Raw genomic sequence first — 24,981 nt, 5'->3', positions numbered from 1 at the left:
TGCGCACTGGCACGGCGGCCGCCGGATGCGACAACGCGCGCCGAACTGCAATGATGGACCAATGAGCAACCGAATCGCATTCCTTGGCTGTGGATCCATGAACGAGGCCGTCATGAGCGGCATGCTGGAGGCCGGAACGGACCCGGCGGACGTGGTGGCCACTGTCCGGCGCGCGGAGCGTGCTGCAGAACTTGCCCAGCGCCACCCCGGCATCACGGCCATCGCCGGAGAAGAGGAGCCGGAAAACAACAAGCAGGCGGCCACCGGATCCGACGTCGTGATTCTTGGCGTCAAGCCCGTAGGCATTGCAGACCTCGCGCGGGAAATCAGCGATTCGCTGTCCCCGAAAACCATCGTTATCAGCGTTGCCGCCGCTGTATCCATCGCGCAACTGGAAGCCGCGCTGCCGGCCGGTCAACCGGTGATCCGCACCATGCCGAACACGCCCGCCAAGCTGGGCCGCGGCGTCGTGTCCGTCTCGCCGGGAGCGAACTGCTCGGCCGAACAGCTGCAGTTGGCCAAGGACATCCTCAAGGGTGCCGGGACCGTGGTGGAGGTGCCCGAAGAACAGGTGGATGCGCTGTCCGCCATCAGTGGATCCGGTCCGGCGTACGTGTTCTACCTGGCGGAGGCGATGGCTGCCGCCGGCGTCGAGCTCGGTCTGGATCCCGAGTTGTCGCTGCTGCTGGCACGGGAAACGGTTGCCGGAGGCGGCCTGATGCTGGCCGAACCCGGAGCGGACCCCACCGCCCTGCGCAAGGCCGTGACCAGCCCGAACGGCACCACCGAACGCGCCATTGCAACGTTCGATGAACGGGGCCTGCCCGCGATCATCGCCGACGGCGCCCGCGCCGCGGCGGCCCGCGCAGCCGAAATCACGAAGCAACTGGGCTAAGGGCCTGACGGCCCGCTGGCTTACCGCCCGCTGGGTAGCGGCCCGCCAGGTTACGGGCGGGCGGCGAACCGTTCCAGCAGGTCCACGTGGCCGGACACGATCAGCATGTCCCGGGAGGAAACCTTGGTTTCGGGCCGGGCATAGGTGAAGTCTTCGCCCGGCGACTTCACGCCGACAATGGTCACGCCGTACTTGGACCGGACCTTGGACTCGTCCAGGGTGAAGCCCACAGTTTCGCGCGGCGGGTACATCTTGACGATCGCGAAGTCGTCGTCGAACTCGATGAAGTCCAGCATGCGGCCGGAGACCAGGTGCGCGGCGCGGACACCGGCGTCGGCCTCGGGGTAGATCACGTGGTTGGCGCCGATCCTGGTGAGGATCTTGCCGTGCGAGGGCGTGATCGCCTTGACCCAGAGGTGTTCGATGCCGAGGTCCACCAGGTTCACGGTGATCAGCACCGAGGATTCGATGGACGTACCCACCCCCACCACCGCGGAGCTGAACTCCTGCGCCCCGAGCTGCCGGAGCGCGTCGATGTTGGTGGCGTCGGCTTCGACGACGTGCGTGAGCACGGGAGCCCATTTCTGCACCAGGTTGCGGTCGCGTTCGATCGCCAGGACCTCGCGGCCCTGCTTGACCAGCTGTTCGGCGGTGGACGAGCCAAAGCGGCCCAGCCCGATCACCAGCACGGGGGCATTGTGGGCGGGGCGGTTGACAGCGCCTGAGGGATTAGCCAATGATGGGCCTCTCTTCCGGGTAGTGGTACAGCTGGCTGCGCTGGCGCAGCGCCAGGGCAGCGGCAAGGGTCACGGTTCCCACGCGGCCGGCGAACATCAGCGCGGTCAGGACATAAACGCCCGACGGCGGCAGTTCGGCACTGAGGTTGGTGCTGAGGCCCACGGTGGCGAAGGCGGAAATGGTCTCGAACAGCACCCGGTCGAGGGGCGCCCCGCTGATGTGCAGGAGCATAAAGGCCGAAACGGACACCAGGGTTGCGCCTGCGACGATCACCGAGATGGCCACCCGCATGGTTCCCTGTGGAATGGTGCGGCCGTAGACTTTCACATCCGCGTCGCCGCGGGCCTCCGCCGCGATGGCCAGGAACATGACGGCGATGGTGGTCACCTTGATGCCGCCGGCAGTGGAGGCTGAACCGCCGCCCGCGAACATGAGGGCGTCAGTGAGGAGCATGGTGGTGGATTCCATGTGGTTCTGGTCCACCAGGTTGAAGCCGCCGGACCGGGTCATCACGGAGGCGAAGAGGGAATGCGCGATCTTGTCGCCGACGTCCATGGAACCGATGGTCCGCATGTTTTCCCACTCCATCAGACCCCACAGCACTGTTCCCGCCGCCAGGAGGATGAAGGACACCTGGATGGTCAGCTTGGTGTGGAGGTTCCACTTCTTCCAGTTCAGCCCGTTCTGCTGCAGCACCATCACCACGGGAAAGCCAAGGCTGCCCAGGAAGACGCCGAGCATCAGCGGGACAAGGATCCACAGGTCCGTCTCATACGGGACGATGCCGTCCGAGTGCGGTGTGAAACCGGCGTTGTTGAAAGCCGAGATCGCGTAGAAGACGCCGTGCCACACCGACTGGCCGAAGCTTTCGCCCAGCAAGAGGAAGCGGGGAACGAGGGCCAGTGCAAGGCAGCCTTCGATGATCACGGACGTGGTGATGACGATCCGCAGCAGGGTGCCCACTTCGCCAAGGCGCCCTGCGTTGTTCATGGCTTCCTGGGCAATGAGCTTGCCGCGCACGCCGAGCTTCTTGCTGACCATAAGCGCAAGCAGCGAGGCCAGGGTCAGAGTGCCCAGGCCGCCGACGAAAATACCGACCAGGATCACCAGCTGGCCGAAAAAGGACCAGTGCACAGCGGTGGACACCACGGTGAGGCCCGTGACGCAGACGGCGGACACCGCAGTGAACAGGGCCTGGTGCAGCGGCGTGAAGTCGCCGGTGGCGGACGACGCCGGCATGGACAGCAGCCCCGTGAATAAAAGGATGACAACACCGAACGCTGTCAGCGCCAGCCGCGCCGGCGACGTGTTGGCGATGTTGTCGATAAAGTCGCGGATACCCGTGAAGATCCACAGGCCCTCACGCTCCGGCATGCCGGGGTGCCAGTTAGCCGGGCTCTTGGACCTCGGCTGGCTTTGCGTCATGTGCGGCTTTTCCTCGGTTGAAACTGCTTCCTTCAGTAGTAAACCACTATATTCCGCGCCATGACCGGGAAATGAGGTCCCCCGGCTCAGGTAGCCTGTCCTTGATGACATTCGTGCCCGGACTCGCTCAATCCGCACTGCCAACGATGGTGGTGTGGGACATGGCCATGACCGCCTATAACTTCGGCCACGGGCACCCGATGGCACCCGAGCGCATGGAGCTCACTGCCCGGCTCTCCCGCAGCCTGGGCCTGCTGGACCTGGCGCACGTCACCGTGGCCGCCCCGGACGTGGCCGGCGACGACGAACTGTGCACCGTCCACAGCCCCGAATTCGTGGCGGCGGTCCGGCGCGTCAGCCTCAACCCGGACGTCCCCGACCTGGAGCGGGGCCTGGGCACAGAGGACGACCCCGCATTCGCCGGCATGCATGAGGCCAGCGCCCGCCTTGCCGGCGGTTCACTGATGGCGGCCCGCGCGATCCTGGACGGCAGCGCGGTCCGGGCGGTCAACTTCGGCGGCGGCATGCACCACGCCGCCAAGGAGCGGGCCAGCGGTTTTTGCATCTACAACGATGCCGCCCTGGCCATCCAGAAACTGCTCGACGGCGGCGTGCAGCGTGTGGCATATATCGACGTCGACGCCCACCACGGCGACGGAACGCAGAGCATCTTCTGGGACGATCCGCGGGTCCTCACCATTTCCCTGCACGAGACCGGACTGACACTGTTCCCCGGCACGGGCTTCGCCAACGAGATCGGCGGCCCCAACGCCCAGGGCAGCGCCGTCAATGTTGCCCTTCCGGCGGGAACGGGCGACGCCGGCTGGCTGCGGGCTTTCCATGCCGTGGTTCCGCAGCTGATCGGCGCCTTCGAACCCGAAGTGATTGTGAGCCAGCACGGCTGCGACTCGCACCGGCTTGATCCCCTCACGCACCTCAACATCAGCGTGGACGGCCAGCGTGAAGCGGCCACCGCCGTCGGGAATCTCGCAGCGCGTTACTGTGGCAACCGGTGGATAGCTACCGGCGGAGGCGGCTACAACGTGATCACCGTGGTGCCGCGGTCCTGGAGCCACCTGATTGCCGTCGCGGCCGGCAGGCCGGTGCCGCTCCGGACGCCCGTTCCCGAGGACTGGCGGCAGTACGTCAAGGACAAGTACGGGGCCCTCTACGGTGTGCCGGCGCCTGAATTCATGGGCGACGACGTCGATCTGTGGTGGCGCTCCTGGGAAGTCGGTTTCGACCCCAACGACGAGGTGGACCGCACGGTAATGGCCACGCGCAAGGAAGTGTTTCCGCTCTACGGCCTGGACCCCTGGTTCGATTAACCCCTGGTTCGGCTAGCAGCCCCCGTCCGGGCCGTTCGACTACGTGAGCGGCTTTTCCGTCTGGAACACCACCCCGGCGGCGCCGATCAGCCAGCCCAGCAGCGACAGTGCGAAGGCGCCGATGAGGTCCGTTGACGCCGTTCCCTTGACCAGCCAGAGCAGCAGGACCAGCAGCCCCACCGCGAGGTAGACCACCACTGCGGCCACTATGCGCCCGGACAGCCGGGCCGTGACCTCGGCCGGGTTGAAGGCAGCGGTGGCGCCCGCTTGGCCGGGTTTCAGGTCACGGCGGGCTTCCTCGTCGCGCCGGACTTCGGCAATGGTGAACCCCAGGGCCGAGGCGGTCAGGGAGCTCAGGGACGTGGCCAGCACGCCCGCCGCGGTAACCAGGGCTCCGTTGAGGGGCGGCGCGACCGTCCTTCCGTCCGGCACCCAGAACCCGACGCGCAGCAGCACGGATCCCCAGACCGCTACGAACAGGCCCAAAAACACAAAAGCGATGATGTTGAACAGCTGCTGGCGCAGGAAATCCATGGCCACCCACCCCTCATGTTTGAGCGGCCGCAGCCGGACAGCCCGGGGCAACCGTGAGTCCGTTGTAGCACCGCCGCCGGTGCGGGGCAATGGCCGTTGTGCACGGGAGGAAATAGTGGATGCCATCCGGCGTATATGTCGCTAGGGTGGATCACATGGTGACAGACGACGTATTTGCCGTCATTGCTGAGGCAACCCGGCGTGACATTCTGGTATCCCTCCGCTCGGGGGACAAAGCAGTGGGGGAGCTGGTCGAGGAACTGGACGCCAGCCAGCCCACCATCTCTAAACATTTGAAAGTGCTCCGCGAGGCCGATCTTGTCAGCATGCGCGCCCAGGGCCAGAAGCGCTACTACGCGCTGAACCCCAAACCGCTTGCCGGCGTCGCCAGCTGGCTGGAGACGTTCGACGTCGGGCCGCGGGCCGCCGTCGTCAGCTCACCGGCAGCGCAGATCCTGGAGGAAAAACCGGTGCAGATGGCGGAAACCGCAGGTGCCGCGCCGTCGCCGCTGGCCGCCGCTGCGGGTGCCGCCCGGCCGGCTGCGGCAGTGGTGCCGGGCGCCTCGGAAGGCGGGCAGCTGAGCCCTGCCGTGGCGATTCCGGTAGCCACGGCAGGGGATGACTCCGTCCCGCAGCAGATCGGCCGCACCGTGGGCCGGGCCGCCACCAAGGCTGCGGACCTCATCGCCAACCTGCCAAAGTTCGGCCGCAAGAAGTAGCCAGACACCCAACTGACTCGCAGTTAACGCTGTGAAAACCCGTTTTGGGAGCGTTAACTGCCAGTCAGTTGGGCGAGGCGGCTGGTGGCCGGGCGTGGCAGGTTACCTGCCGAGGATCCGGACGTGGTCCGGGGTGAGCTCGGAGAGCTTGCTGACGCCCAGCAGGGCCATGGTGCGGGTCATGTCCTTTTCAAGGATCTGGAGGGCGCGGTCCACGCCGGCCCGGCCGCCGGCCATGAGGCCGTACAAGTACGCGCGGCCGATCAGGGTGAAGTCGGCGCCCTGGGCCAGCGCGGCAATGATGTCGGCGCCGCTCATGATGCCTGTGTCCAGGATGATGGCTGCGTCGGAGTGGTCCTTGGTAAAGGCTTCCTTGACGCCGGGCAGCAGGTGGAACGGGATGGGCGCACGGTCCAGCTGGCGTCCGCCGTGGTTGGAGAGCACCACGCCGTCGGCGCCGTGGTCCACCACCTTGCGGGCGTCCTCCACGGTCTGGATGCCCTTGACCACCAGCTTGCCCTTCCAGGTTTCGCGCAGCCAGTCCAGGTCCTCGAACGTCAAGGTGGGGTCGAACATGGAGTTGATCAGGTCCGCCACGGTGCCGGTGTAGCGCGAGAGCGACGCAAACGTCAGCGGCTCGTGGGTGAGGAAATTGAACCACCAGGCCGGGCGGTAGGACGCATCCAGCACGGTCTTGATGGTCAGTGCCGGCGGGATGGTCATGCCGTTGCGGACGTCGCGGAGGCGGGCACCGGCGACGGCGGTGTCCACGGTGACCATCAGGGTGTCGTTGCCTGCCTTGGCGGCGCGCTCGATGAGTTCGAGCGAGCGGTCGCGGTCCGTCCACAGGTACAGCTGGAACCAGTTCCGCCCGTTGGGCGCGGCCTCGGCAACGTCCTCGATGGACGCGGTGCCCATGGTGGAGAGCGTGTAGGGAATGCCGGCGGCTTCAGCGGCCTGCGACCCGGCGTACTCGCCTTCGGACTGCATCATCCGGGTAAAGCCGGTGGGCGCGATGCCGACAGGCAGGCGGGAGGGCTTGCCCAGGATGTCGGTGCCCAGGTCGATGCTGGAGACGTTCCGGAGGATGCCCGGCCGGAACTCGATGTCCAGGAAGGCCTCACGGGCACGGCGCAGCGTGATCTCGGCTTCGGCGGCGCCGTCGGTGTAGTCGAAGGGCGCCTGCGGGGTGCGGCGCTTGGCCATGTCCCGCAGTTCCCAGATGGTGCTGGCGCGCTGCAGCTTCGCGGCACGGCTGAACTCCGGCTTCTTGAACTGCATCAGCGGCGCCAGGTCTGAGTACTTGGGCACGCGGCGCTTGAGCGCGGCGGGGATTGCAGCGGCGGCCCGGTTTACGGCCCCGGTCAGGGACGCGCCGGGCGCGGCGCCGGCGGCCGTGGCCGGCACGTCCGTTGTGTCGGGGGCCGGGGTGGCCTCGGGGTTGCTGGGCTGGATGGTGTGCGTCATTGCTGCCTCCGGGGCATCGTGCTGGTGTGGCTCTGGACAGGTGGCTCTGGGCGGGTCGCTCTAGACGGGCGGCTCTGTGGTCTAACCACACTCTAGAGGATGTGGTCCAACCACATCAAGTACCATTGGCCCATGCGTACCCATCAATTGGTCCTGCAGTGGATCGAGAACCAGCTCTCCAGCGGCGAACTGGCCCTGGGCGGCCGCCTGCCGGCGGAGCGGATGCTGGCCGAACAACTGCAGGTGTCGCGCACCTCGGTCCGTGAAGCGATCCGGGTCCTGGAGGCCATGGGTGTTGTCCGTGCCGGGGTGGGCTCCGGTCCGGACGCCGGCACGGTGGTCATCGCGGACCCGACGGCCGCGCTCGGTTCGGCGCTGCGCCTGCATGTGGCCACCTCGCACCTGCCTGTGGCGGACATTGTGCAGACGCGCGTCCTGCTTGAATCCTGGGCCGTTGCCCGGGCCCGCACCGACTCCCCGGCGCTGGCAGAGGCCGCCGGGCTGATGGAAAAGATGGAGGCGTGCCACGATACCGACGAATTCCTGGCCCTCGACGTACGCTTCCACCTGGCCCTCGCCGAAGCCGCCGGCAACGCCGTGGTCAGCGCCATGATGGGCTCCCTGCGGGAAGCGATCCAAAGCTACGCCGGCAAACTCACCGCAAACCTTCCGGACTGGGAGGCCACCGCCGCCCGACTCCGCGCCGAACACCGCGAAATCCTGGCGGCCATCAACAACCACGACGGCGGCAGGGCAGCCGGTCTTGTGGCAGCCCACATCGAGGGGTACTACAAAGAAGCCGGGCTGGATCCGAGGGATTCGGACCCGGCCCGGCAGTAACCCGGAGAGGTGGCTCAGCGCAGTTCTATCCCCAGCACCTGGAAATCGTCGGCCGCGTGGCGGCCCACCAGCAGGCGGAACGTGCCCTGCTCGAACTGCCAGCCGCCGTCGTAATGCCCGAAGGCCTTCGCCGGAATCCGCACTTCTACGCTGTCCGTTCCGGCCGGTGCCAGGTGCGTCCCGGCGTAGCCGGCAAGCCAGCGGACCGGGCGCTCCACGGCGGACTCCGCGCGGTCAAGGTACACCTGGACCACTTCGCGGCCCGTCCGCGTGCCGGTGTTCCGAACCGGAACGTGCACCACAACGTCCTGGCCGGCCGGAACCGACTGCGGCGCGTGCGCGGTGCCCAGCTCGAATGTGGTGTAGCCCAGGCCGAAGCCGAAGGGGAGGGCAGGGGCGGCTCCGCCTGCGGCCTGCTGCTTGAGCCAGGCCCGGTAGCCCACATGGATGCCCTCGGAGTAGGCCACCTTGCCGTCAACCGGCGTGGTGTTGAGGACGGGGACATCCTCCAGCGCGGCGGGCCAGGTGGTGGGCAGGCGCCCGCCCGGTTCCTCGTTGCCCAGCAGGATGTCGGCGATGGCGGTGCCGAATTCCTGGCCGCCGAACCAGCCGAGCAGGACGGCGCCCACCTTGTCCAGCCACGGCATGAGGACGGGCGAGCCCGAGTTCACCACCACCACGGTGCGCGGGTTCACCGCGGCCACGGCCTCCACCAGCTGGTTCTGGAAACCGGGCAGATCCAGGTCCCTGCGGTCGAAACCTTCGGACTCGATGGCCGCGTTGGTGCCCACCACCACCACCGCCACGTCGGCTGCCCGGGCAGCTTCGACAGCGGCGTCGATTTCCGCCTGCGGATCCGCAACCACGGTTTCCTCACCCAGCAGGATGGCGGTGAACGGGATCACTTGCTGCTTCGGCAGCTGGTATTCGGCTTCGATCCGCACGCTCTGGCAGGACGTGGTTTCGATGACGTGGACGGTCCTGGGCGGATCGAACAGCGCGGCGCCCAGGACGTCCGTGTCATCCTCGATCTCGCCGTTGAACACCTCGTCGCCGTCAAGGGCGAGCCGGATTTGGCCCACTGTCCCGACGCCGAGGTGGTGGACGCCCGCTGTGTCGGCGGTCCAGTCCGCTTCCATGCGGATGGAGGCAGCGCCGTCGGGAATTCCGATGCCGAACCAGATCAGGTGCGAGGCAAGACGGTCTTCGCCGGAAATCTCCGAGCCGTCCCCGGCAAGGAACGTGACCCGCATTCCGGGCACGCCGGACACCGGGTTGCGGAGCGAGGTGCGGGGGAACGCCTGCAGTCCCTCGGCCACCTTGGCGCCGCGCACATAGGTGACGTCGACGTCGTCGGGCAGTGCCTTCCGCAGCCCCTGCAGCGGCGAGACGGTGTACTTGGGCATCACCGTGGCGCTGCCGCCGCCCTGGGTGCGCGCCTCCTCGGCGTTGTGGCCGATCACCGCTACGCTGCCGAGCTTCGTGGCGTCCAGCGGCAGGATGCCGCCTTCGTTGCGGACCAGCACGGCGCCGCGGACAGCCACTTCACGGGCGACGGCGGCGCCGTTCAGCGGGGCGGGAAATTCCGTCACGGCGGGCGTGAATCCCTCGAGGGAACCCACGCGGGCCGCCAGCCGCAGGATGCGGGTGACCTTTTCCAGGATGGCGTCCCGGCTGACCCGGCCGTCCTCGACGGCGGCCAGCAGCTTGGGGCCCCAGTGGCCCACCGGCCCCGGCATTTCCAGGTCCTGGTGCGCGTTTGCGGCTTCGACGGACCGGACACCCGTCCAGTCCGACACCACCACGCCGTCGAATCCCCATTCCGTGGACAGCGGGGTTTCGAGCAGCTTGTTTTCGCTCGCCGTGGTGCCGTTGATGGAGTTGTAGGAGCTCATCACCAGCCACGCGCGGGCCTCGGTGATGGCGTCCTCGAAGGCTGCCAGGTACAGTTCGCGCAGCGGACGCTCGTCAACCACGGAGTCAGCGGTGAAGCGGTCGGTCTCGGCCTCGTTGGCCAGGTAGTGCTTGGGCGTGGCGCCGACACCCATGGACTGCACGCCGGCAACATACCCGGCGGCCATGGTTGCCGTCAGGCGCGGGTCCTCGCTCATGCATTCGAAGTGGCGGCCGCCCAGGGGGGAGCGGTGCAGGTTGATGGTGGGGCCGAGGACCGCGTGCACGCCCTTGCGGCGCGCCTCCTGGCCCAGGACCTGGCCGTAACGGCGTGCCGTTTCGACGCTCCAGGTGGCGGACAGGGCGGACGACGACGGCAGGGAGACGGAGTCGTGGCGCTCATCGAAGTCTTCGCCGCGGACGCCGGACGGCCCGTCAGACAGGACCACGCGGCTCAGCCCGATTTCGGGGATGGAGTGGGTGGCCCAGACGTCCGCTCCGGTCAGCAGCCGGACCTGCTGTTCCAGGGTGAGGCTTTGGGCGAGTTCGCGGATCCGGGCTTCGGCGTCCGGGGAATCCGACGCCGGGGCCAGTACGGCCGGTGAGAGTGCGGGGTTCATTTACTTGACTCCTTTGGCGCCTCGGCTATAGGGGTGGTGCTGGTTGAAGTGCTGCTGAGCGAAGTTCCTCTGGCCGGAGAAGCCGGGGAATCCTGGGGAATGGTCTTGACGGCCACATTGCCTCCTGACGAAAAGTGACCCTCCGTTGGGTCCTGACAATGATGGTAGCGACAAAAACCAAGTCTGACTAGATTTTTGTGGAAAGACGTGAAATACACTGACTCAATGTCAACGTCGAAGCCACGCGGCCAGTACGCAAAGGGAGCGGAACGCCGCGAACAGATAATCCAGACGGCCACGGACGTTTTTGCCACGGAAGGCTTCGAGGGCACGGCGCTCAAACGCGTAGCCGAGCTGGTGGGGGTGAAGGAAGCCACCCTGTTCCATTACTTTCGCGGCAAGCAGGAATTGCTGACGGCGGTGCTCGCCGAGCGGGACCGGCGGAGCCTGGCCGCCGGTGAACACGAGGAAGTGGGCCTGCGGCTGCTGGTACCTGTTGCCGAACGCAACCGGAAGGAGCCCGGGCTCACCACGCTTTATGCGGTGGCTTCGGCCACGGCGAATGACCCGGCGCACGATTCACACCCGTACTTCCAGGAACGCTACGCCATGCTGGTGGAGGAGCTGGCCGAGGACATTGGCCGCCGCCAGGAGGCCGGCGAAGTGCGCCGGGATGTGCCCGCGCAAAAGCTGGCGCGGCTGGTTGTGGCCACCTTTGACGGCCTCCAGCTGCAGTGGCTCTACGACAAAAACGTTGACATGGCGGACGGCCTGACACAACTGGTCGACGTGCTGCTTGCGCCGCCCGCGGACTAGGCCGCCGCCCGCGGCCTGAATCCGCGGCCTGGGCCGGAAGCCTAGCCCTTCGCCGCACCCGTGCTGCCGCGGACTTCGAGCCGCGGCTGGAACACCGTTGGTCCTTCGGCCACCGCGTCGGAGGGGACATGCCGGATCAGGTCCCGCATCCGGTGCCACGCCTGCTGGCCCAGCTCGGTGATGGGAACCGCCGCCGTCGTGAGGGTGGGGGTGGTGTAGCGGGCAAAGGGGATGTCGTCGAAGCCGGTGACGGAAATGTCCTCCGGGACCCTGACGCCGCGCTCGTGGAGCCCGCTCAGGAGGCCCATGGCCACGAGGTCGTTGAAGGCCAGGATGCCGGTGGCGCCGCTGGCAACGACCGCGTCCACCGACTGGTGCCCCGCCTCGAAGGTGGAGCCGCCGTCGAGCATCGTGAGTTCAATCTCCGGGTGGGCCGTCATGAACTTTTTCAGGCCCACGAGGCGCAGGCCGTTCGACGCACTCCGGGCCGGTCCGGCCAGGAAGGCGAGGCGTGTGTGGCCCAGGTCCACGAGGTGTTCGGCCAGTTCCTGGATGCCCTGGCCGTAGTCCACCATCAGGCTGGGCGTGTGCGTGTCCACGGTGGTGCGGTTGATCAGCACCATGGGCTGGAGTGACGGCGCGAGCTCTTCCAGTTCGGCGTCGCCCATGCGCGGTGCGCAGAGCACCAGTCCGTCGCAGCGCCGGCGGGCCTCGCCGGCAAGGATGGCTTCCTCGCTGGACACTTCGGAGGAGTCGGCGATCAGAACCCGGTAGCCATCCTGTGCGGCGGCCATGCTGAGGCCGCGGAGGATGGCCTGGAAGGTGGGGTTGGAGAGGTCCGGCACCACAATGCCGATGGTGTCCGTCTTTCCCAGCGCCAGGCTGCGTCCCACCGGGTTCGGCTGGTAGTTCAGTTCCGTGGCTGCGGCCCGGACGCGCGCGGCGATGGCGGGGTCGACAGTGAAGTTGCCGTTCATGACGCGCGATACGGTCGCGTGCGAAACGCCGGCCTTGAGGGCGACGTCGGCAATGCCGATTCGCCGGGTGGTGGCTCTCCTGCCCAAAGTGGCCCCTTTCCGGGCTTCTCCGACTCCTTCGCCGTCTTCCGCTACGGGCATTCCCGGTCGGGGCGATGGTTGACGTGACCGCCAGAGTCTTGATACAAAGCTTATAACGTTCTGAGAAAACGCTTTCTCATCATTCTCACCGCACCACCACCGGCCGTCAAGCGGCCGGATTCCTGCCTTCCGAAAGGGTTACACCGCAATGGGCACCACAGCCAACACCGTCAATCCGGGCGGCACCGTCGCCGCCGATGACACAACTGTCGCCGCTTCCGCCCCCGCCAGCGCTGTCCGCCCCGCCGGGGCAGCAGACGCAAGCGCCGCCGCTAGCCCGGTCCGTAAAGCGCGGATCGTCCTGATCGGCACGGGCGGCCGTTCGGAGATGTACATCCGCGCGATCTTCGGCAAGCACTCGGACACCGCCGAACTGGTGGCCTTCTCCGACGTCAACCCCGGCCGCGTGGAGTTCTACCAGAAGCTCATCCAGGAACTCGGCGCTCCCGGCCCGGTTGCTGCCTTCGATCCCGCCGATCTGACCGCCTTCATCCGGGACAACGACATTGACCGCGTTGTGGTGACCACACCCGACTACACCCACGCCGACTACATCGTGGAAGGACTGGAAGCCGGTGCCGACGTCGTGGTGGAAAAGCCGCTGACCATCGATGCAGAAGGCTGCCGCCGGATCACCAGGGCCGTCGAAGAAACTGGCCGGAATGTTGTGGTCACCTTCAACTACCGCTACTCGCCCCGCAACAGCGCCCTGAAGGAAATCATCCAGAGCGGCGTGATCGGCAAGGTCACGTCCATCGACTTCAGCTGGGTCCTGGACACCGTCCACGGCGCTGACTACTTCCGCCGCTGGCACCGCGAAAAGAAGAACTCCGGCGGCCTGCTGATCCACAAGGCATCCCACCACTTCGACCTGGTCAACTGGTGGATCGACGACGTCCCGGAGCGCGTTTTCGCCTCGGGCGGCCTGAAGTTCTACGGCGACAAGAACGCCGCCGAACGCGGCCTCGGCCCGCGTCCGGAGCGGGGAACGCCCGACGCCGGTGCTTCCGCCGCCGGAACAGGCGGCGCCGAAAAGGACCCCTTCGCACTGGACCTGCGCGAAGACGAACGCCTCAAGGCGCTCTTCCTGGACAACGAACACTTCGACGGCTACCGCCGCGACCAGGACGTCTTCACGGCCGGCATCACCATCGAGGACAACCTGGCGCTGGTGGTGGACTACCAGGGCGGCCCCGTCCTCAGCTACTCGCTGAACGCCCACAGCCCGTGGGAAGGCTACCGCGTGGCAGTCAACGGCACCGAAGGCCGGGCGGAACTTGAAGTGGTTGAACGCGCAGCCGTCCTGCACAGCACCGACAGGAAGACCGTGGTGGACCCGTCCGCGACGCCCGTCGAGGAAGAGGACGCTGTGCGCCGCAACGGCGAACGCCTGGTGGTCCAGCGGCACTGGGAGCCGGCCTACGAAGTCCCCATCGTCAATGGCGAAGGCGGCCACGGGGGCGGCGACGAACTCCTCCTGTCCGATCTCTTCAACGGCCCCGGCGAAGACCCCCTGGGGCGGCCCTCCGGCTACCTGGACGGGCTTCGCTCCGTGTCGGTCGGCATCGCGGGCAATGCGTCCCTGGAATCCGGGCTTCCGGTCCGCACCACGGACCTGGGGCTCGGCGCCGACCTTCGCCGGAACCCCGTGACCTGAGCCCACAGACCGAGTAAGGATCCCACCACCATGAGCAGGATTTTTGTCACCGGCGGCTCCGGCCGGCTGGGGCGCAGCGTCGTTGCCGGCCTGGCCGGCGCAGGCCACCATGTCATCTCCGTTGACCGCGACGCCGTTCCCGCCGCCCAGCTGCCCGACGGCGTCGAGCAGCGCACTGCCGACCTCCTGGCACCGGGGGAGGCGGAACGCCTCCTGCGCGAAACCGAGCCCGACGCCGTCGTCCACCTCGCGGCGATCGCCGTACCGTTCAGCGCGCCGGAAGACGTCATCTTCAGCACCAACACGAGACTGGCGTACGCCGTCATCAGCGCGGCAACGGAACTGCGCATCGGCAAGATCGTCACGGCAAGCAGCCCCACGGTGCTGGGCTACGGTTCACCGGCGGGCTGGCTGCCGGAGAGCTTCCCGGTGGACGAGCAAACCACCCCGCGGCCCTGGAACGCCTATGCGCTGTCCAAGCTCATCGCCGAACAGACCGTGCAGATGTTCGCCGCAGCCCAGGGGGATGCCATCCGCTACGCGGCCTTCCGGCCCTGCTACGTGATCTCGCCCGAGGAGTGGGCGGGCGCGCCCACCCAGCAGGGTCACACCGTCCGCGAACGGCTGGACGATCCCGCCTTGTCCGCGCCGGCACTCTTCAACTACGTGGATGCGCGTGACGTGGCGGACTTCCTGGACGTGCTGCTGGCCAGGATGGACACCATCCCCAACGGCCAGACCTTCTTCGTGGGAGCCGCCGACGCACTGGCCACCGCACCGCTTGCCGACCTGATGCCCCGGTTCCTGCCCGGCAGTTCGGAGCTTGCCGCCGGACTCACGGGCACCAGCCCGGCATTTTCGATCACCAAGGCCCGCGAGCTGCTCGGCTGGGAACCCAAACGCAGCTGGCGGACCGAACTTGCACCACCGCTCACCGCCCCATCCCCCAGCAGACCATCCCTCAACGACGAGACACCTGCCGTGCTGGTCACGGCCGGCACAGGATCCAAGGAGACCCCATGAAATTCGACGGCGTACTGTTCTTCCCCGTCACGCCCTTCACACCGGAAGGGACCGTGGATGTGGACATCCTCAAGGAGCACATCACCTCCCGCCTGCCGTATGGGCCGGGCGGCGTGTTCCCGGCCTGCGGCACCGGCGAGTTCCACTCACTGAGCATTGGCGAGGTGCGCACCGTGGTGGCCGCCGCCGTCGAAGCCGTAGCGGGCCAGGTGCCGGTGGTTGCCGGTGCCGGCGGGCCGCTGGGCCACGCGCTCGAGGCCGCCCGCGTCGCCGAGGAAGCGGGAGCGGACGCCCTGCTGGTCCTCCCGCCGTACCTCGTGACCGGCCCCACCGACGGCCTGGTGGCCTACATCGAAGCGATAGCCGCGGCCAGCAGCCTGCCGGTGATCGTCTACCACCGCGGGAACGCCAAGTACACAGCCGCGTCCATGACCCGTCTGGCCGCCAACCCCAAGGTGATCGGTTTCAAGGACGGGCTGGGCGATGTTGGCCTGGCCCAGGAGATCGTCAGCGCCATCAACGCCAGCGGACGCGAGGACTTCCTGCTCTTCAACGGCCTCCTCACCGCGGAACTGACCCAGGGCGCCTACCGCGGCCTGGGCATCCCGCTCTATTCCTCGGCCGCGTTCGCCATGGCACCGGAAATCGCCAAGGCCTACTATGACGCCTACACCTCCGGGGACGAGGACCGGCGGCACGCGCTGCTGGAAGACTTCTACGCCCCGCTGGTCCGGCTCCGCGACCAGACCCCGGGTTTCGGCGTCTCGCTGATCAAGGCCGGGCTGCGCCTGGGCGGCCTGCCGGTTGGTCCGGTGCGTGCTCCGCTGGTTGACCCCACCGAGGAACAGCTCGTCCAGCTCAAGTCCATCCTGGCCAAGGGCTACGAGCTGGCCGGCCACTAATGGTTGCCGCCGTGGAAGAAGTGGAAACGGCAGTGCGGACCATGCCCCGGATCACCGGGCTGTCGAGCCGCCTCCTGACGGTTCCGCTCCTGCGCAGCTGGGGTGCGGAGGCACCGGAAAACCATGTGATCGTCACCGAAGTCCGGACGGACGACGGCGGCACCGGGCACGGGTTCTCCTGGACCCCCACCATCGGCCCGCAGGCGGTCAAGGCCCTCCTGGACTTCGACGTCGCGCCTTTCATCACCGGGCTCGAAGCGAACCCCGAGGGAGTGTGGGACCAGCTGTGGAAGAGGCTGCACGAAGCCGGCGGCGGGGGTCTGACCACCATCGCCATGGCCGGTGCGGACCTTGCCCTGTGGGACCTGCAGGCGCGCCGGGCCGGAACCTCGGTCACCGGGCTGCTGGGCCAGCGCCAGGATTCCGTGGAGGTGTACGGCTCCGGCGTGAACCTGCACTACTCCCTCGGGGAGCTCGTGGCGCAGGTGGAACGCTGGGTGGCTGCCGGGCACAACGCGGTCAAGATCAAGGTGGGCAAGCCGGACATCCGGGAAGACTCCGAACGCGTGGCCGCTGTCCGGAAGGTGCTGGGCCCGGACCGGAAGCTCATGATCGACGCCAACCAGCGGTGGGACCTGCCCGCGACATTCCGCGCCCTGGACGTGCTGGGGGAGTTCGGCCTTGAATGGCTGGAAGAACCCCTCCGGGCGGATGACCTGTGGGCCTACCGCAGGCTGCGCCAGCACTCGCCGGTACCCATCGCGCTGGGCGAGAACCTGCACAACATCTACCGCTTCCGCGATTTCATCGAGGCGGGAGCGGTGGACATCATCCAGCCCAACATCATCCGGGTGGGCGGCATTACCCCGTTCCGCCGCATCGTGGAACTCGCCCGCACCCACAGCATCAGGGTCATGCCGCACCTGCTGCCGGAACTCTCCGGCCAGCTCGCGCTGACCATGGCCGAGCCCACCCTGGTGGAGGACGTCGAGGACGCCTCCTTCGAACAGCTTGGCGTGCTGGACGAACCCTCACCCGTGCGGGTCGGCAACAGCCGGCTCACCCTCACGGGCCGGCCCGGGCTGGGGTTCGCCTTCTCCGGACCATCCGCTGACAACCAGAACAGGAATTCACTGTGACAACAGCAACCCTCGAACTCACCGCCCTGACGGCCGCCGCCACACGGGCGGCCAAAGCCGCCGCGGCAGCGCCCGACGTCGAACGGGCAGCCTGGCTGAACGCCGTCGCCGATGCGCTGGACGCCCACGTGACTGAACTGGTGGCCCTTGCCGATGCGGAGACCCGGCTGGGTACCGCGCGGCTCACCGGCGAGGTGGCCCGCACCTCGGGGCAGCTCCGGCTCTTCGCCGCGGTGATCACCGAAGGCTCCTACCTTGAAGCGGTCATCGACCACGCCGACCCTTCGGCCACTCCGCCCCGGCCCGACCTGCGGCGGCTGCTGAAGCCGATCGGCCCGGTGGCTGTCTTCTCGGCGTCGAACTTCCCGTTTGCGTTCTCGGTGGCGGGGGGCGACACCGCATCGGCGCTCGCCGTCGGCTGTTCCGTCATTGTGAAGGCGCACTCCGGCCACCTCAGGCTCTCCGAGCGGACGGCGGAAATCGTCACGGACGCACTGGCCGCGGCCGGTGCTCCCGACGGCCTGTTTGCGCTGGTCAGCGGACGGGACGCCGGCACCGCGCTGGTGCAGGATCCCGCCATCAAGGCCGTGGGTTTCACCGGGTCCATTCCCGGCGGCCGGGCGTTGTTCGACCTCGCGGTCTCCCGGCCCGAACCCATCCCCTTCTATGGCGAACTTGGCAGCCTTAACCCCGTCGTGGTCACGGCCGGGGCGCTCAAGGCCCGCGCCGGCGAGCTCGCTGCAGGCCTCGCGGGTTCCTTCACCCTCGGCGCCGGCCAGTTCTGCACCAAGCCGGGACTCGTGTTCATCCCCGCAGGAACCGACTTCCCGGGGCTGCTGGCGGAAGCCGCCAAGGACAAGGGCGCGGCCCCGATGCTGACGGAGCGCATCGCCGACGCCTACCCGGACGGACTCCGGGCGGTGGCTTCACTGACGGATGGGTCCGGCCGGGCCGCCGTACAGGTGGTCAGCGGCTCGGTTGACCAGGATGCCGCAGCGGACGGCGCGGCACCGGTGATCTTCAGGACCACCGCAGCCAGCGTCCTGGAGCGCCCGGAGGACCTGCTGGAGGAGTGCTTCGGCCCCACCACGCTGCTGATCGAATACTCCGGCAACGATGAGCTGACTGAGGCGCTCGCGCTGGTGCCCGGCAGCCTGACCGCCACCGTTCACGCGCAGCCGCGCGAGGACGTTTCCGGAATGGTGGAGCAGCTGTCCGGGCTCGCCGGCCGCGTGCTGTTCGACGGCTGGCCCACCGGTGTCGCGGTGAACTGGGCCCAGCAGCACGGCGGGCCGTACCCGGCCACCACCTCGCTGTTCACATCGGTGGGGGCGACGGCGGTGCGCCGCTTCCAGCGCCCCGTGGCCTACCAGGACGCTCCCGAAGCAGTCCTGCACCCCGCCCTGCGGGAAGCCAACCCGCTGGGAATACCGCGGCGTGTGGACGGCACACTGGTGCTGCCTTAGCCTCATGGGCCGGTTGGGGCGCAAGTGACACAGGAAAATCACCCTCCGGAAACGTTGCTGCAATCTTGCCGGGGGATGCTGTTCCCAGGAGTAGCACCAGGGGAGGGGCTCATCGTGGATACAGGCGGCAATACCATCGTCCGCACCAGCTCGGAGTTGTCGGCCGGGGAAGAAATCGAAGCCTGGCACAGGGGGCGGTTGTTCCACCGGGGTCTGGTTACGGAAACGATCCCGTCTGCGGACCTGTTCTGGATCGTGGATTCGCGGACGGGGGCGCGCAAGCTGCTGGACGTGGAAGCCCTGGAAATAGTCAGGGTGGAAAAGACTGTGGCGGTGGATTCTGCCCGCGTGGACAAGGTGGCCCGCGCGGAGCGGCTCGCCGCTCCGCGCGCAGCCCGGCGGGAACCGCACGTCGTGTGGTTCTCCAACGCCTGAGCCAGGCCCGCTTAGCGGGTGACTGCCGCGGCAGGGTCGAGGTGGCTGATGCTGTCCGGCGTGATCCGCAGGACCCGTGCCGTGGAGATGTCATAAAACAACCCCGCAACATGGATGCGCCCGGACTCGAGCGGTTCCTGCAGGCCGGAGTGGCGCCGGAGCCTGTCCAGCTGCACGGCAACGTTCACCATGGCCAGCTGGTCCACGGCACCGTAACCCGCCTCGGCTGCCGCGGCCTGCACCGGGTGCCCCTCGCGGAAGGCGGCCAGGCTTGGCCGTGCGTGGTCGAGCCAGACGTCGATGGCCCCACGCTCGTCCGCGCCGTCAGGATCAGCCCCGTCCGGATCAGCCCGCAGAGCGGTCATGGCACCGCAGCCCGAATGCCCGCAGACAACGATGGACTCCACCGACAGTTCGTTGAGGGCAAACTCCAAGGCTGCCTCGATGGAAGCGTCCCTGCCGTCGTCTCCCACCACATTGCCCACATTCCGGACGGTGAAGAGGTCGCCCGGGCCGCTGCTGGTGATCAGGTTGGGCACCAGGCGGGAGTCCGAGCAGGCCACGAACAGCGTGCCCGGATCCTGGAACGAGGACAGCTCCTGGACATGGGGACGCACCAGGTGCGCGTTGCGCCGGTGGTAGTTGTCCACGCCGGTCAGCACGGAACGCAGCGGTCCCGGAACCCCGGTGCCTGCAACCTCAGACCCCGAAAGTTCCGTTCCTGCAACAGCCGTCCCGGAGGCCGCGTGCCCGGCAAGCATCCGCCGCTGCCAGCTGCGCCAGGGGGCGAATCCGCTCCGAAGGGCGGAGCGTGAACTGCCGCGGCTCGGCGGGCCCGCCTGCGCATCGTGGAGCGTGGCCGTGCCGCTTTCCTCCATGACCACGGTGCCGTCGTTGCCCACGTGCCTGCTGCGCCAGGCATCAAGGGTGTCGTGGACGGGATGGTCCAGGAAGTCCACCTCCAGCTCTACCGTGACGTGCGCACCGGCAGGAACCGAGGCCAGCACGGCGCTCAGGCGCGGGAGGGAGAGGAAACTGCAGGAGCCGTCGATCACCACCCGCCAGCGGTTCCGGTCGCCGTCGCCGGTGCCGGCCGGTTCCGCGTGGATGCTGGCCCTCGCCACCCGCCAGAGAACCAGTGCAACGGCAAGGACCAGGCCGGTCAAAACTCCCGCGAGCAGGTTGACGAACACCACGCAGAACAGGGTCACACCGTAGACGGTCAGGTCGCCGGTCCGCCGTGCGGTCCTGATGTCGGCCGCCCGGACCAGGCGGGAGCCGATGACGATCAGCAGGCCTGCGAGGACAGCTTGGGGAATCAGCTGGATCAGGCCTGCCAGCAGCAGCGAGAAGACCAGCACCCAGACGCCGTGGAGTATCGCGGACTTCCGAGTCCGGGCGCCGGCCTCAATGTTGGTGGCACTCCGGACGATCACCCCGGTGACGGGCAGGCCTCCCAGCATCCCGGAGGTCACATTGGCGGCACCCTGCCCCAGGAGCTCGCGGTTGAAGTCCGTTCGCCGGCCGTGGTGCATCTTGTCCACGGCCACGGCGGAGAGCAGGGATTCCACACTGGCGATCAGCGCGATCGTCACCACGCCCATGACGACGGCTGCCCAGTTACCGTCGGGCAGCTCGGGAAGGGCCAGCGCGCCGAGCAGGGATCCATCGAAGGTGATCCGGTCCACGTTCAAGGGCAGGGAGAGGACGGTGGCTGCGATGACCGCAACGAGGGGCCCGGGAACCCTGCGTACAGCGGCGGGGAGGTGCTTCCAGCCGAGCAGCAGGGCGATGACCACCGCACCCAGTGCCGCGGCGGCGATGTCGGCGGCGATGAAGCTCCCCGGCATGGCCATGATGTTCTGCCAGGCTTCACTTGCCGACTCTGCGCCGAGCATCACGTGCAGCTGCTGCAGCACGATGGTGATGCCGATGCCGGCGAGCATGGCATGCACCACCACCGGCGCAATGGCCAGCGCGACGCGGCCCACCCGCGCCAGGCCCAGCATCGCCTGGAGCACGCCGGCCGCCGCTGTGATGGCGCAGGTGACGGGCCAGCCGAACTGTTCGATCAGGCCGGCAACGATGACCGTCAGGCCGGCGGCGGGTCCGCTGACCTGCAGCGGTGAGCCGCCCAGGCTGCCGGCAACGATCCCGCCCACGGCGGCGGCAATCAGGCCGGCCATGACCGGGGCGCCCGAGGCGGCCGCGATGCCCAGCGACAGCGGGACGGCCACCAGGAACACCACCAGCGATGCGGGCAGGTCCCAACGGAGACCGGTTGTCAGGAAACTCCGGAGGCTCCGGGTGCCTGGTTGGTCAGGCGAACCTCCCCGGGCTGTGGCGGGATCCTGTTCTTTCCGGTTCTGGCCTGTCTGTGCGGGCGAGTCCGTCTTGGCGGGTGCTGGTGGCATTGCAGTCCTTCGCTGGTGCTTCGCGGTCCCGTGCCACGCTATTGACGCTCCAGTTCAGCCCGCAAGGGACCAGATCGTGACAAAGAACACGCCCAGGAACCGCTCCCGCCGCGTAACGGAAGCTCAACATTCCCGGCGCGGAGGCCGGGTGAACCGCCCGTTTCCCCGCTGCAGGGAGCTGGCCCGGCCCCACCGAATCAGGCTAGGTTTTCAAGTCAAATCCACTCGATGGGGGATTTCATCGGCCTTCGGGGCGAAAAAATTCCGGCGGTTCCTTCCCGAAAGTACCTGCCGGTCTATACCAGTGACGTCATGTTGCGCGCTCACAGCTCCAGGGTCAGCGGCCGCCGGAGGCCGTTCACCACGGCGGCCGGCCAGCGCGGGTCCACGCTGAGGACGGTGATCCCCGAGTCGGTGAGCTGCACCGTGTCCTCGATCTTGACTCCCGGGGCGGAGGGATTCCAGGTGAAGGTCTGGTGAGGGACCACAGCGTCGTCGGTACCGGGAGTCGCCCGGGGATCGCGGCCCGCGTAACCGGCCGGACCGCCCTGGTGGTGGAGGGTCCACTGGTCCGCACCGAACCCGTGGCGGAGGTAGGCTTCCTGGATTTCCGCGAAGATGCCGCCAAGCCGCGCCCCCGGAACAGTGGCGTCAAAGATGTCCGCCTCTACTGCCGCAATGCGGGTTTCGGCGTCGAGCTCTTCCGGGGTCCCGGCGTCGAACCGCACCCAGCGGGTCACGTTGGCCACCAGCCCGTTGCGCCGTGCGCACACCACTGCCATGGCCCGCCGGCCGATCGGCGCGCGGGTGGGAAGCGGGTGGCGGAACGCGCTGCGTGCGGAACCGTTGCACAGGAGAACCAGCGGCTCGGCGCCCATCGCCACGACCCGCGCGGCCAGGGCCGAAGCCACAGCGAACTCGGTGGTTTCCGGGGTGGCGCCGGCGAGTACGTCGGTCATCGCGGCGGCCGCGTCAGCGCACAGCCGGGCGTACCGGGCGCTCTCGCCGGGCAGGAACTGCTGGCGTGCGGTCCTCAGCTCTGCAGCGACGTCAGCCTCTGCGAGCGGCTTACCGCCGGCGGCGAGCATGGCTGCGGCGGCATGCAGCTGCCCGTGCCAGGGCACGGTGTGGAGGGCGACGCCGTCGGGCAGCTCCTCCGCGGCGATACGGGCGGCCTCGTTGTTGTACGTGACCAGGTGGTCGCCGTCGCGGTCAACCAGCATGGCCGCGACGGGGTCGCCGGCCAGGCTGATGTGGACGCGGCTCCCGTCCAGGTACCAGGTCAGTGCCGTGTTGGTGGTCAGGAGGAGCGAGTCCCGGCCCACAGCGTCCAGGATATCCAGGACTCGGCGCCGTTTGACTGCCCGGTCGGCCGGGTTCCCGGGGGCGGCTGTTGCTGATGCGGCGTTCTGCTGTGCCTGTTGCGTAGCGGTGTTCACGTGGATTCCCCCAAAGTAGTGATGAGCTGTTCGATATCGCTGGTGGACAGGAGGCCGTCGGCCACCAGGACGGTGACGGTGCGGTGCAGCGGGGTGGCATGGCTGGCTGTTGCCGGCTGCTCCCACGCCAGGGACAGCCCGACGCCGGGGTACCCCGACATGCGGACAAACCAGGGATCGCGGGGCTGCTCCGGCTCCGGCCGGGGCAGGAAGACGAGCGTGGCCGGTCCGCCGTCGGGCTCTCCCTTCCGGAAGGTGCCCGCCCACGCCAGCCACGGCGCCGCAGCGGAGGGGACAGCGCCGTGGACGGCGTCTTCCCCTTCCGCGGAGGCTGTCCACACCCTTGCACCGTCGACGGCGGGAAGGCGCCAGAAGAAGCCACCGTAGCCGCCCTGCGGGCGGCCGTTCGAGCCCGGGCTGCCGAGCGCGACCGGGTCCGGCCCGGAGGGCGTCAGTGTGAAATCCAGCGTGAGCTGCCACGTGGAGGAGTCGACGGCGGCCCAGCTCCACGTCCGGCGTTCGCTGAGGAGGGGAACCGCGGGTTCCGTGGAGTTGTCCGGTGCCAGCCAGCTCAGGGTTTCGGTCCGCGAGCCTCTGTGGACGCCGCTTTCCACCCCGAGGGTGACGATCCGTCCGTGGTCCTTCCGCCAGACGTAGGCCCCGGCGTCGCGGGTATAGGTGCGGCCGCCCCAGAAATTGACGCCGTCCACGTCCTGGATGGCAACCCCCGCTCCGAGGTGCCACACGTGGTCCTCGGGCAGATGATCGGTCACCACGGTGCCGGCCAGGGTGCTGACCGGATGGAGGTAGGGGCGGGGCGATGACGTGGGTGTTATCCGGCTGCCGTCCGCGAGCCTCGCCACCGCTTTCCCGTTCACCGTGAATGCGGGCCGCGGCTCGTCTGCAGGCAGCTCGCGGGCCCAGGGCGCGCCGAGCTCCGCGAAGGTGGCCTGCGCCGCGGCGGCCCGGCGCACCAGCTGGCGGATTCCGCGGACCACGGGGTGGGCGTCATCGCCCTCGCCTTCCCAGACCACATGCGCCGCGCCGATCGCGCGGGGCTGCTCCACCGTCCGGATGGCCTCCAGCACCTTCATGAAAGCGCCGTTCCCGGCCAACGGGCTGAGCAGCTGCTGCGCGCTGCCAGGGGAACGGCGGGCAGCCAGGAGGTTTTCCAGCAGATCCGTACGGCCGTATGTTTCGGTGCGCTCGCCGTCGGGCGTTGTCACGGCCAGCCGGTCCTCGGTGTAGAAGAAGTCTGCCCGGCCCAGGGTGCCGTGGACAGTGACGGTCGGCGCGGTCTGTTCGTCGGCGCAGAGGGTCAGGGCGCAGAGGAGGACGGTGCCGCCGGAGGTGCGGACCCGGAGCACCGAGGTGTCGTCGCTTTCGGTCGCGTGGGCACGGTACAGGTCCGTTTCCACGGACAGGACGTCATCGGCCAATTCCGCACCCGCGATCTTCAGTCCGGTGGCCACCGCATGCGCCAAAGCATTGGTGGCTACGCCGTCCACCACATCCGTGCCGTCCAGGCTGCGTTTGCCTGCCCAGCGTGATCGCTTGAAATAGCCCTTGGTGCGCACCCACGTGCCGACGGCGCTCACTCCGCGGACCTCGCCGATTTCCCCGGACGCCACGAGCCGGTCCAGCGCCGGCAGGGCGTGGGAGCCCAGGCTCTGGAAGCCCACCTGGACCAGCCGGCCGGCCGCCTGGGCCGCGGCAAGCACGGCGTCGAACTGGGCCAGGGACGCCATGGGCGGCTTCTCCACGTAGACATCGGCCCCGGCGGCGATCGCGGCAAGGGCCAGCGGCGCGTGCGTCTGGATGGGCGTGGCCAGGATTACCACGTCAGGGGCCGGACCGGAGCCCAGCAGCTGTTCCAGGTCCTGGAAGGCGGCCACAGTGTCAGCGAGTCTCCCGGGGGCGGGGGGAGTGGGGTCAGCCACTGCCACCAGTTCCAGGGCGCCGGCTTCCTCGAGCCGCACGAGGTTGGCCAGGTGCCGCTCACCGAATCCGTGCACGCCCACCAGGGCTATGCGCGGGCGGGCGGCCGGGTATGCGGAGCCAGCAGCCGTGCGGCTGCCGAAATCCGCGGCGACGGATTGCTGAGTCATGAAGT

General features: G+C 68.3%; 20 protein-coding genes. 11 read left to right on the top strand and 9 right to left on the bottom strand.

Annotation, left to right across the window (positions count from 1 at the left end; all coding sequences use genetic code 11):
- Positions 1 to 61: 61 nt before the first annotated feature.
- Positions 62 to 895 (top strand): pyrroline-5-carboxylate reductase, encoded by an 834-nt coding sequence (gene proC / locus TV39_RS16915; RefSeq protein WP_043483722.1) that lies wholly within the window; start codon positions 62 to 64, stop codon positions 893 to 895.
- A 50-nt stretch (positions 896 to 945) separates the two neighbouring features.
- On the opposite strand, the gene TV39_RS16910 is transcribed toward proC, so the two are convergent.
- Together TV39_RS16910 and TV39_RS16905 are read right to left on the bottom strand one after the other, a co-directional pair.
- The gene (locus tag TV39_RS16910; protein ID WP_198011609.1) at positions 946 to 1,584 is read right to left on the bottom strand and encodes a potassium channel family protein; all 639 of its coding nucleotides are present in this window, start codon (positions 1,582 to 1,584) and stop codon (positions 946 to 948) included.
- Between the two features lie 40 nt (positions 1,585 to 1,624).
- Positions 1,625 to 3,058 (bottom strand): TrkH family potassium uptake protein, encoded by a 1,434-nt coding sequence (locus tag TV39_RS16905; protein WP_043483720.1) that lies wholly within the window; start codon positions 3,056 to 3,058, stop codon positions 1,625 to 1,627.
- Between the two features lie 104 nt (positions 3,059 to 3,162).
- Here TV39_RS16905 and TV39_RS16900 point away from each other — a divergent pair, with 104 nt between their 5' ends.
- Positions 3,163 to 4,386 (top strand): acetoin utilization protein AcuC, encoded by a 1,224-nt coding sequence (locus TV39_RS16900; protein ID WP_043483718.1) that lies wholly within the window; start codon positions 3,163 to 3,165, stop codon positions 4,384 to 4,386.
- Between the two features lie 39 nt (positions 4,387 to 4,425).
- On the opposite strand, the gene TV39_RS16895 is transcribed toward TV39_RS16900, so the two are convergent.
- Positions 4,426 to 4,920: a hypothetical protein gene (locus TV39_RS16895; RefSeq protein WP_043431000.1), complete on the bottom strand. Its 495-nt coding sequence runs from the start codon at positions 4,918 to 4,920 to the stop codon at positions 4,426 to 4,428.
- Between the two features lie 155 nt (positions 4,921 to 5,075).
- On the opposite strand from TV39_RS16895, the gene TV39_RS16890 reads away from it, so the two are divergent.
- On the top strand, positions 5,076 to 5,639 hold the full coding sequence (locus tag TV39_RS16890; RefSeq protein WP_043483933.1) for an ArsR/SmtB family transcription factor: 564 nt from the start codon (positions 5,076 to 5,078) through the stop codon (positions 5,637 to 5,639).
- 102 nt (positions 5,640 to 5,741) lie between these two features.
- Here the strand turns inward: TV39_RS16890 and TV39_RS16885 are convergent, their stop codons facing one another.
- Positions 5,742 to 7,106: an alpha-hydroxy acid oxidase gene (locus TV39_RS16885; RefSeq protein WP_082049830.1), complete on the bottom strand. Its 1,365-nt coding sequence runs from the start codon at positions 7,104 to 7,106 to the stop codon at positions 5,742 to 5,744.
- 132 nt (positions 7,107 to 7,238) lie between these two features.
- Between TV39_RS16885 and TV39_RS16880 the strand changes: the two genes are divergently transcribed.
- Complete coding sequence (locus TV39_RS16880; RefSeq protein WP_043483717.1) at positions 7,239 to 7,946, top strand: FadR/GntR family transcriptional regulator; 708 nt, start codon at positions 7,239 to 7,241, stop codon at positions 7,944 to 7,946.
- Positions 7,947 to 7,960: 14 nt separating this feature from the next.
- Here the strand turns inward: TV39_RS16880 and TV39_RS16875 are convergent, their stop codons facing one another.
- Positions 7,961 to 10,459, bottom strand: coding sequence for a beta-glucosidase family protein (locus TV39_RS16875; protein WP_043483715.1), 2,499 nt, complete (start codon positions 10,457 to 10,459; stop codon positions 7,961 to 7,963).
- Between the two features lie 225 nt (positions 10,460 to 10,684).
- On the opposite strand from TV39_RS16875, the gene TV39_RS16870 reads away from it, so the two are divergent.
- The gene (locus TV39_RS16870; RefSeq protein ID WP_043483714.1) at positions 10,685 to 11,275 is read left to right on the top strand and encodes a TetR/AcrR family transcriptional regulator; all 591 of its coding nucleotides are present in this window, start codon (positions 10,685 to 10,687) and stop codon (positions 11,273 to 11,275) included.
- A gap of 41 nt (positions 11,276 to 11,316) precedes the next feature.
- On the opposite strand, the gene TV39_RS16865 is transcribed toward TV39_RS16870, so the two are convergent.
- A complete protein-coding gene (locus tag TV39_RS16865) occupies positions 11,317 to 12,339 on the bottom strand; it encodes a LacI family DNA-binding transcriptional regulator (RefSeq protein WP_043483711.1) in 1,023 nt (340 codons plus the stop codon).
- Positions 12,340 to 12,541: 202 nt separating this feature from the next.
- On the opposite strand from TV39_RS16865, the gene TV39_RS16860 reads away from it, so the two are divergent.
- The 6 genes from TV39_RS16860 (at position 12,542) to TV39_RS16835 (ending at position 19,015) form a co-directional block, all read left to right on the top strand.
- Positions 12,542 to 14,050 carry a Gfo/Idh/MocA family protein gene (locus TV39_RS16860; protein WP_043483709.1) on the top strand — a complete coding sequence of 503 codons (1,509 nt, stop codon included), beginning with the start codon at positions 12,542 to 12,544 and terminating at the stop codon, positions 14,048 to 14,050.
- 30 nt (positions 14,051 to 14,080) lie between these two features.
- Positions 14,081 to 15,073, top strand: coding sequence for an NAD-dependent epimerase/dehydratase family protein (locus TV39_RS16855; protein WP_043483707.1), 993 nt, complete (start codon positions 14,081 to 14,083; stop codon positions 15,071 to 15,073).
- On the top strand, positions 15,070 to 15,975 hold the full coding sequence (locus TV39_RS16850; RefSeq protein WP_043483704.1) for a 5-dehydro-4-deoxyglucarate dehydratase: 906 nt from the start codon (positions 15,070 to 15,072) through the stop codon (positions 15,973 to 15,975). The genes TV39_RS16855 and TV39_RS16850 overlap by 4 nt, the downstream gene beginning before the upstream one ends.
- A 41-nt stretch (positions 15,976 to 16,016) precedes the next feature.
- Complete coding sequence (locus TV39_RS16845; RefSeq protein ID WP_144406453.1) at positions 16,017 to 17,114, top strand: mandelate racemase/muconate lactonizing enzyme family protein; 1,098 nt, start codon at positions 16,017 to 16,019, stop codon at positions 17,112 to 17,114.
- Positions 17,111 to 18,580 (top strand): aldehyde dehydrogenase (NADP(+)), encoded by a 1,470-nt coding sequence (locus TV39_RS16840; protein ID WP_043483700.1) that lies wholly within the window; start codon positions 17,111 to 17,113, stop codon positions 18,578 to 18,580. Before TV39_RS16845 ends, TV39_RS16840 begins: the two co-directional genes overlap by 4 nt.
- Positions 18,581 to 18,694: 114 nt before the next feature.
- Complete coding sequence (locus tag TV39_RS16835) at positions 18,695 to 19,015, top strand: hypothetical protein (protein WP_043483698.1); 321 nt, start codon at positions 18,695 to 18,697, stop codon at positions 19,013 to 19,015.
- Positions 19,016 to 19,026: 11 nt separating this feature from the next.
- Here TV39_RS16835 and TV39_RS16830 read toward each other — a convergent pair whose 3' ends face one another.
- From TV39_RS16830 to TV39_RS16820, 3 genes are all read right to left on the bottom strand, one after another.
- The gene (locus TV39_RS16830; protein WP_043483696.1) at positions 19,027 to 21,429 is read right to left on the bottom strand and encodes a SulP family inorganic anion transporter; all 2,403 of its coding nucleotides are present in this window, start codon (positions 21,427 to 21,429) and stop codon (positions 19,027 to 19,029) included.
- A gap of 323 nt (positions 21,430 to 21,752) precedes the next feature.
- Positions 21,753 to 22,868, bottom strand: a complete 1,116-nt coding sequence (locus TV39_RS16825) for a M24 family metallopeptidase (protein WP_043483694.1) — start codon at positions 22,866 to 22,868, stop codon at positions 21,753 to 21,755.
- Positions 22,865 to 24,976 carry a DUF6807 family protein gene (locus TV39_RS16820; protein ID WP_043483692.1) on the bottom strand — a complete coding sequence of 704 codons (2,112 nt, stop codon included), beginning with the start codon at positions 24,974 to 24,976 and terminating at the stop codon, positions 22,865 to 22,867. Before TV39_RS16820 ends, TV39_RS16825 begins: the two co-directional genes overlap by 4 nt.
- Between the last annotated feature and the right edge of the window lie 5 nt (positions 24,977 to 24,981).

This window comes from Arthrobacter sp. SPG23 (assembly GCF_000876655.1).
Taxonomy (GTDB): domain Bacteria; phylum Actinomycetota; class Actinomycetes; order Actinomycetales; family Micrococcaceae; genus Arthrobacter.
The sequence above is the reverse complement of the archived record's forward strand: the minus strand, read 5'-3'. Positions and strand labels throughout refer to the sequence as shown.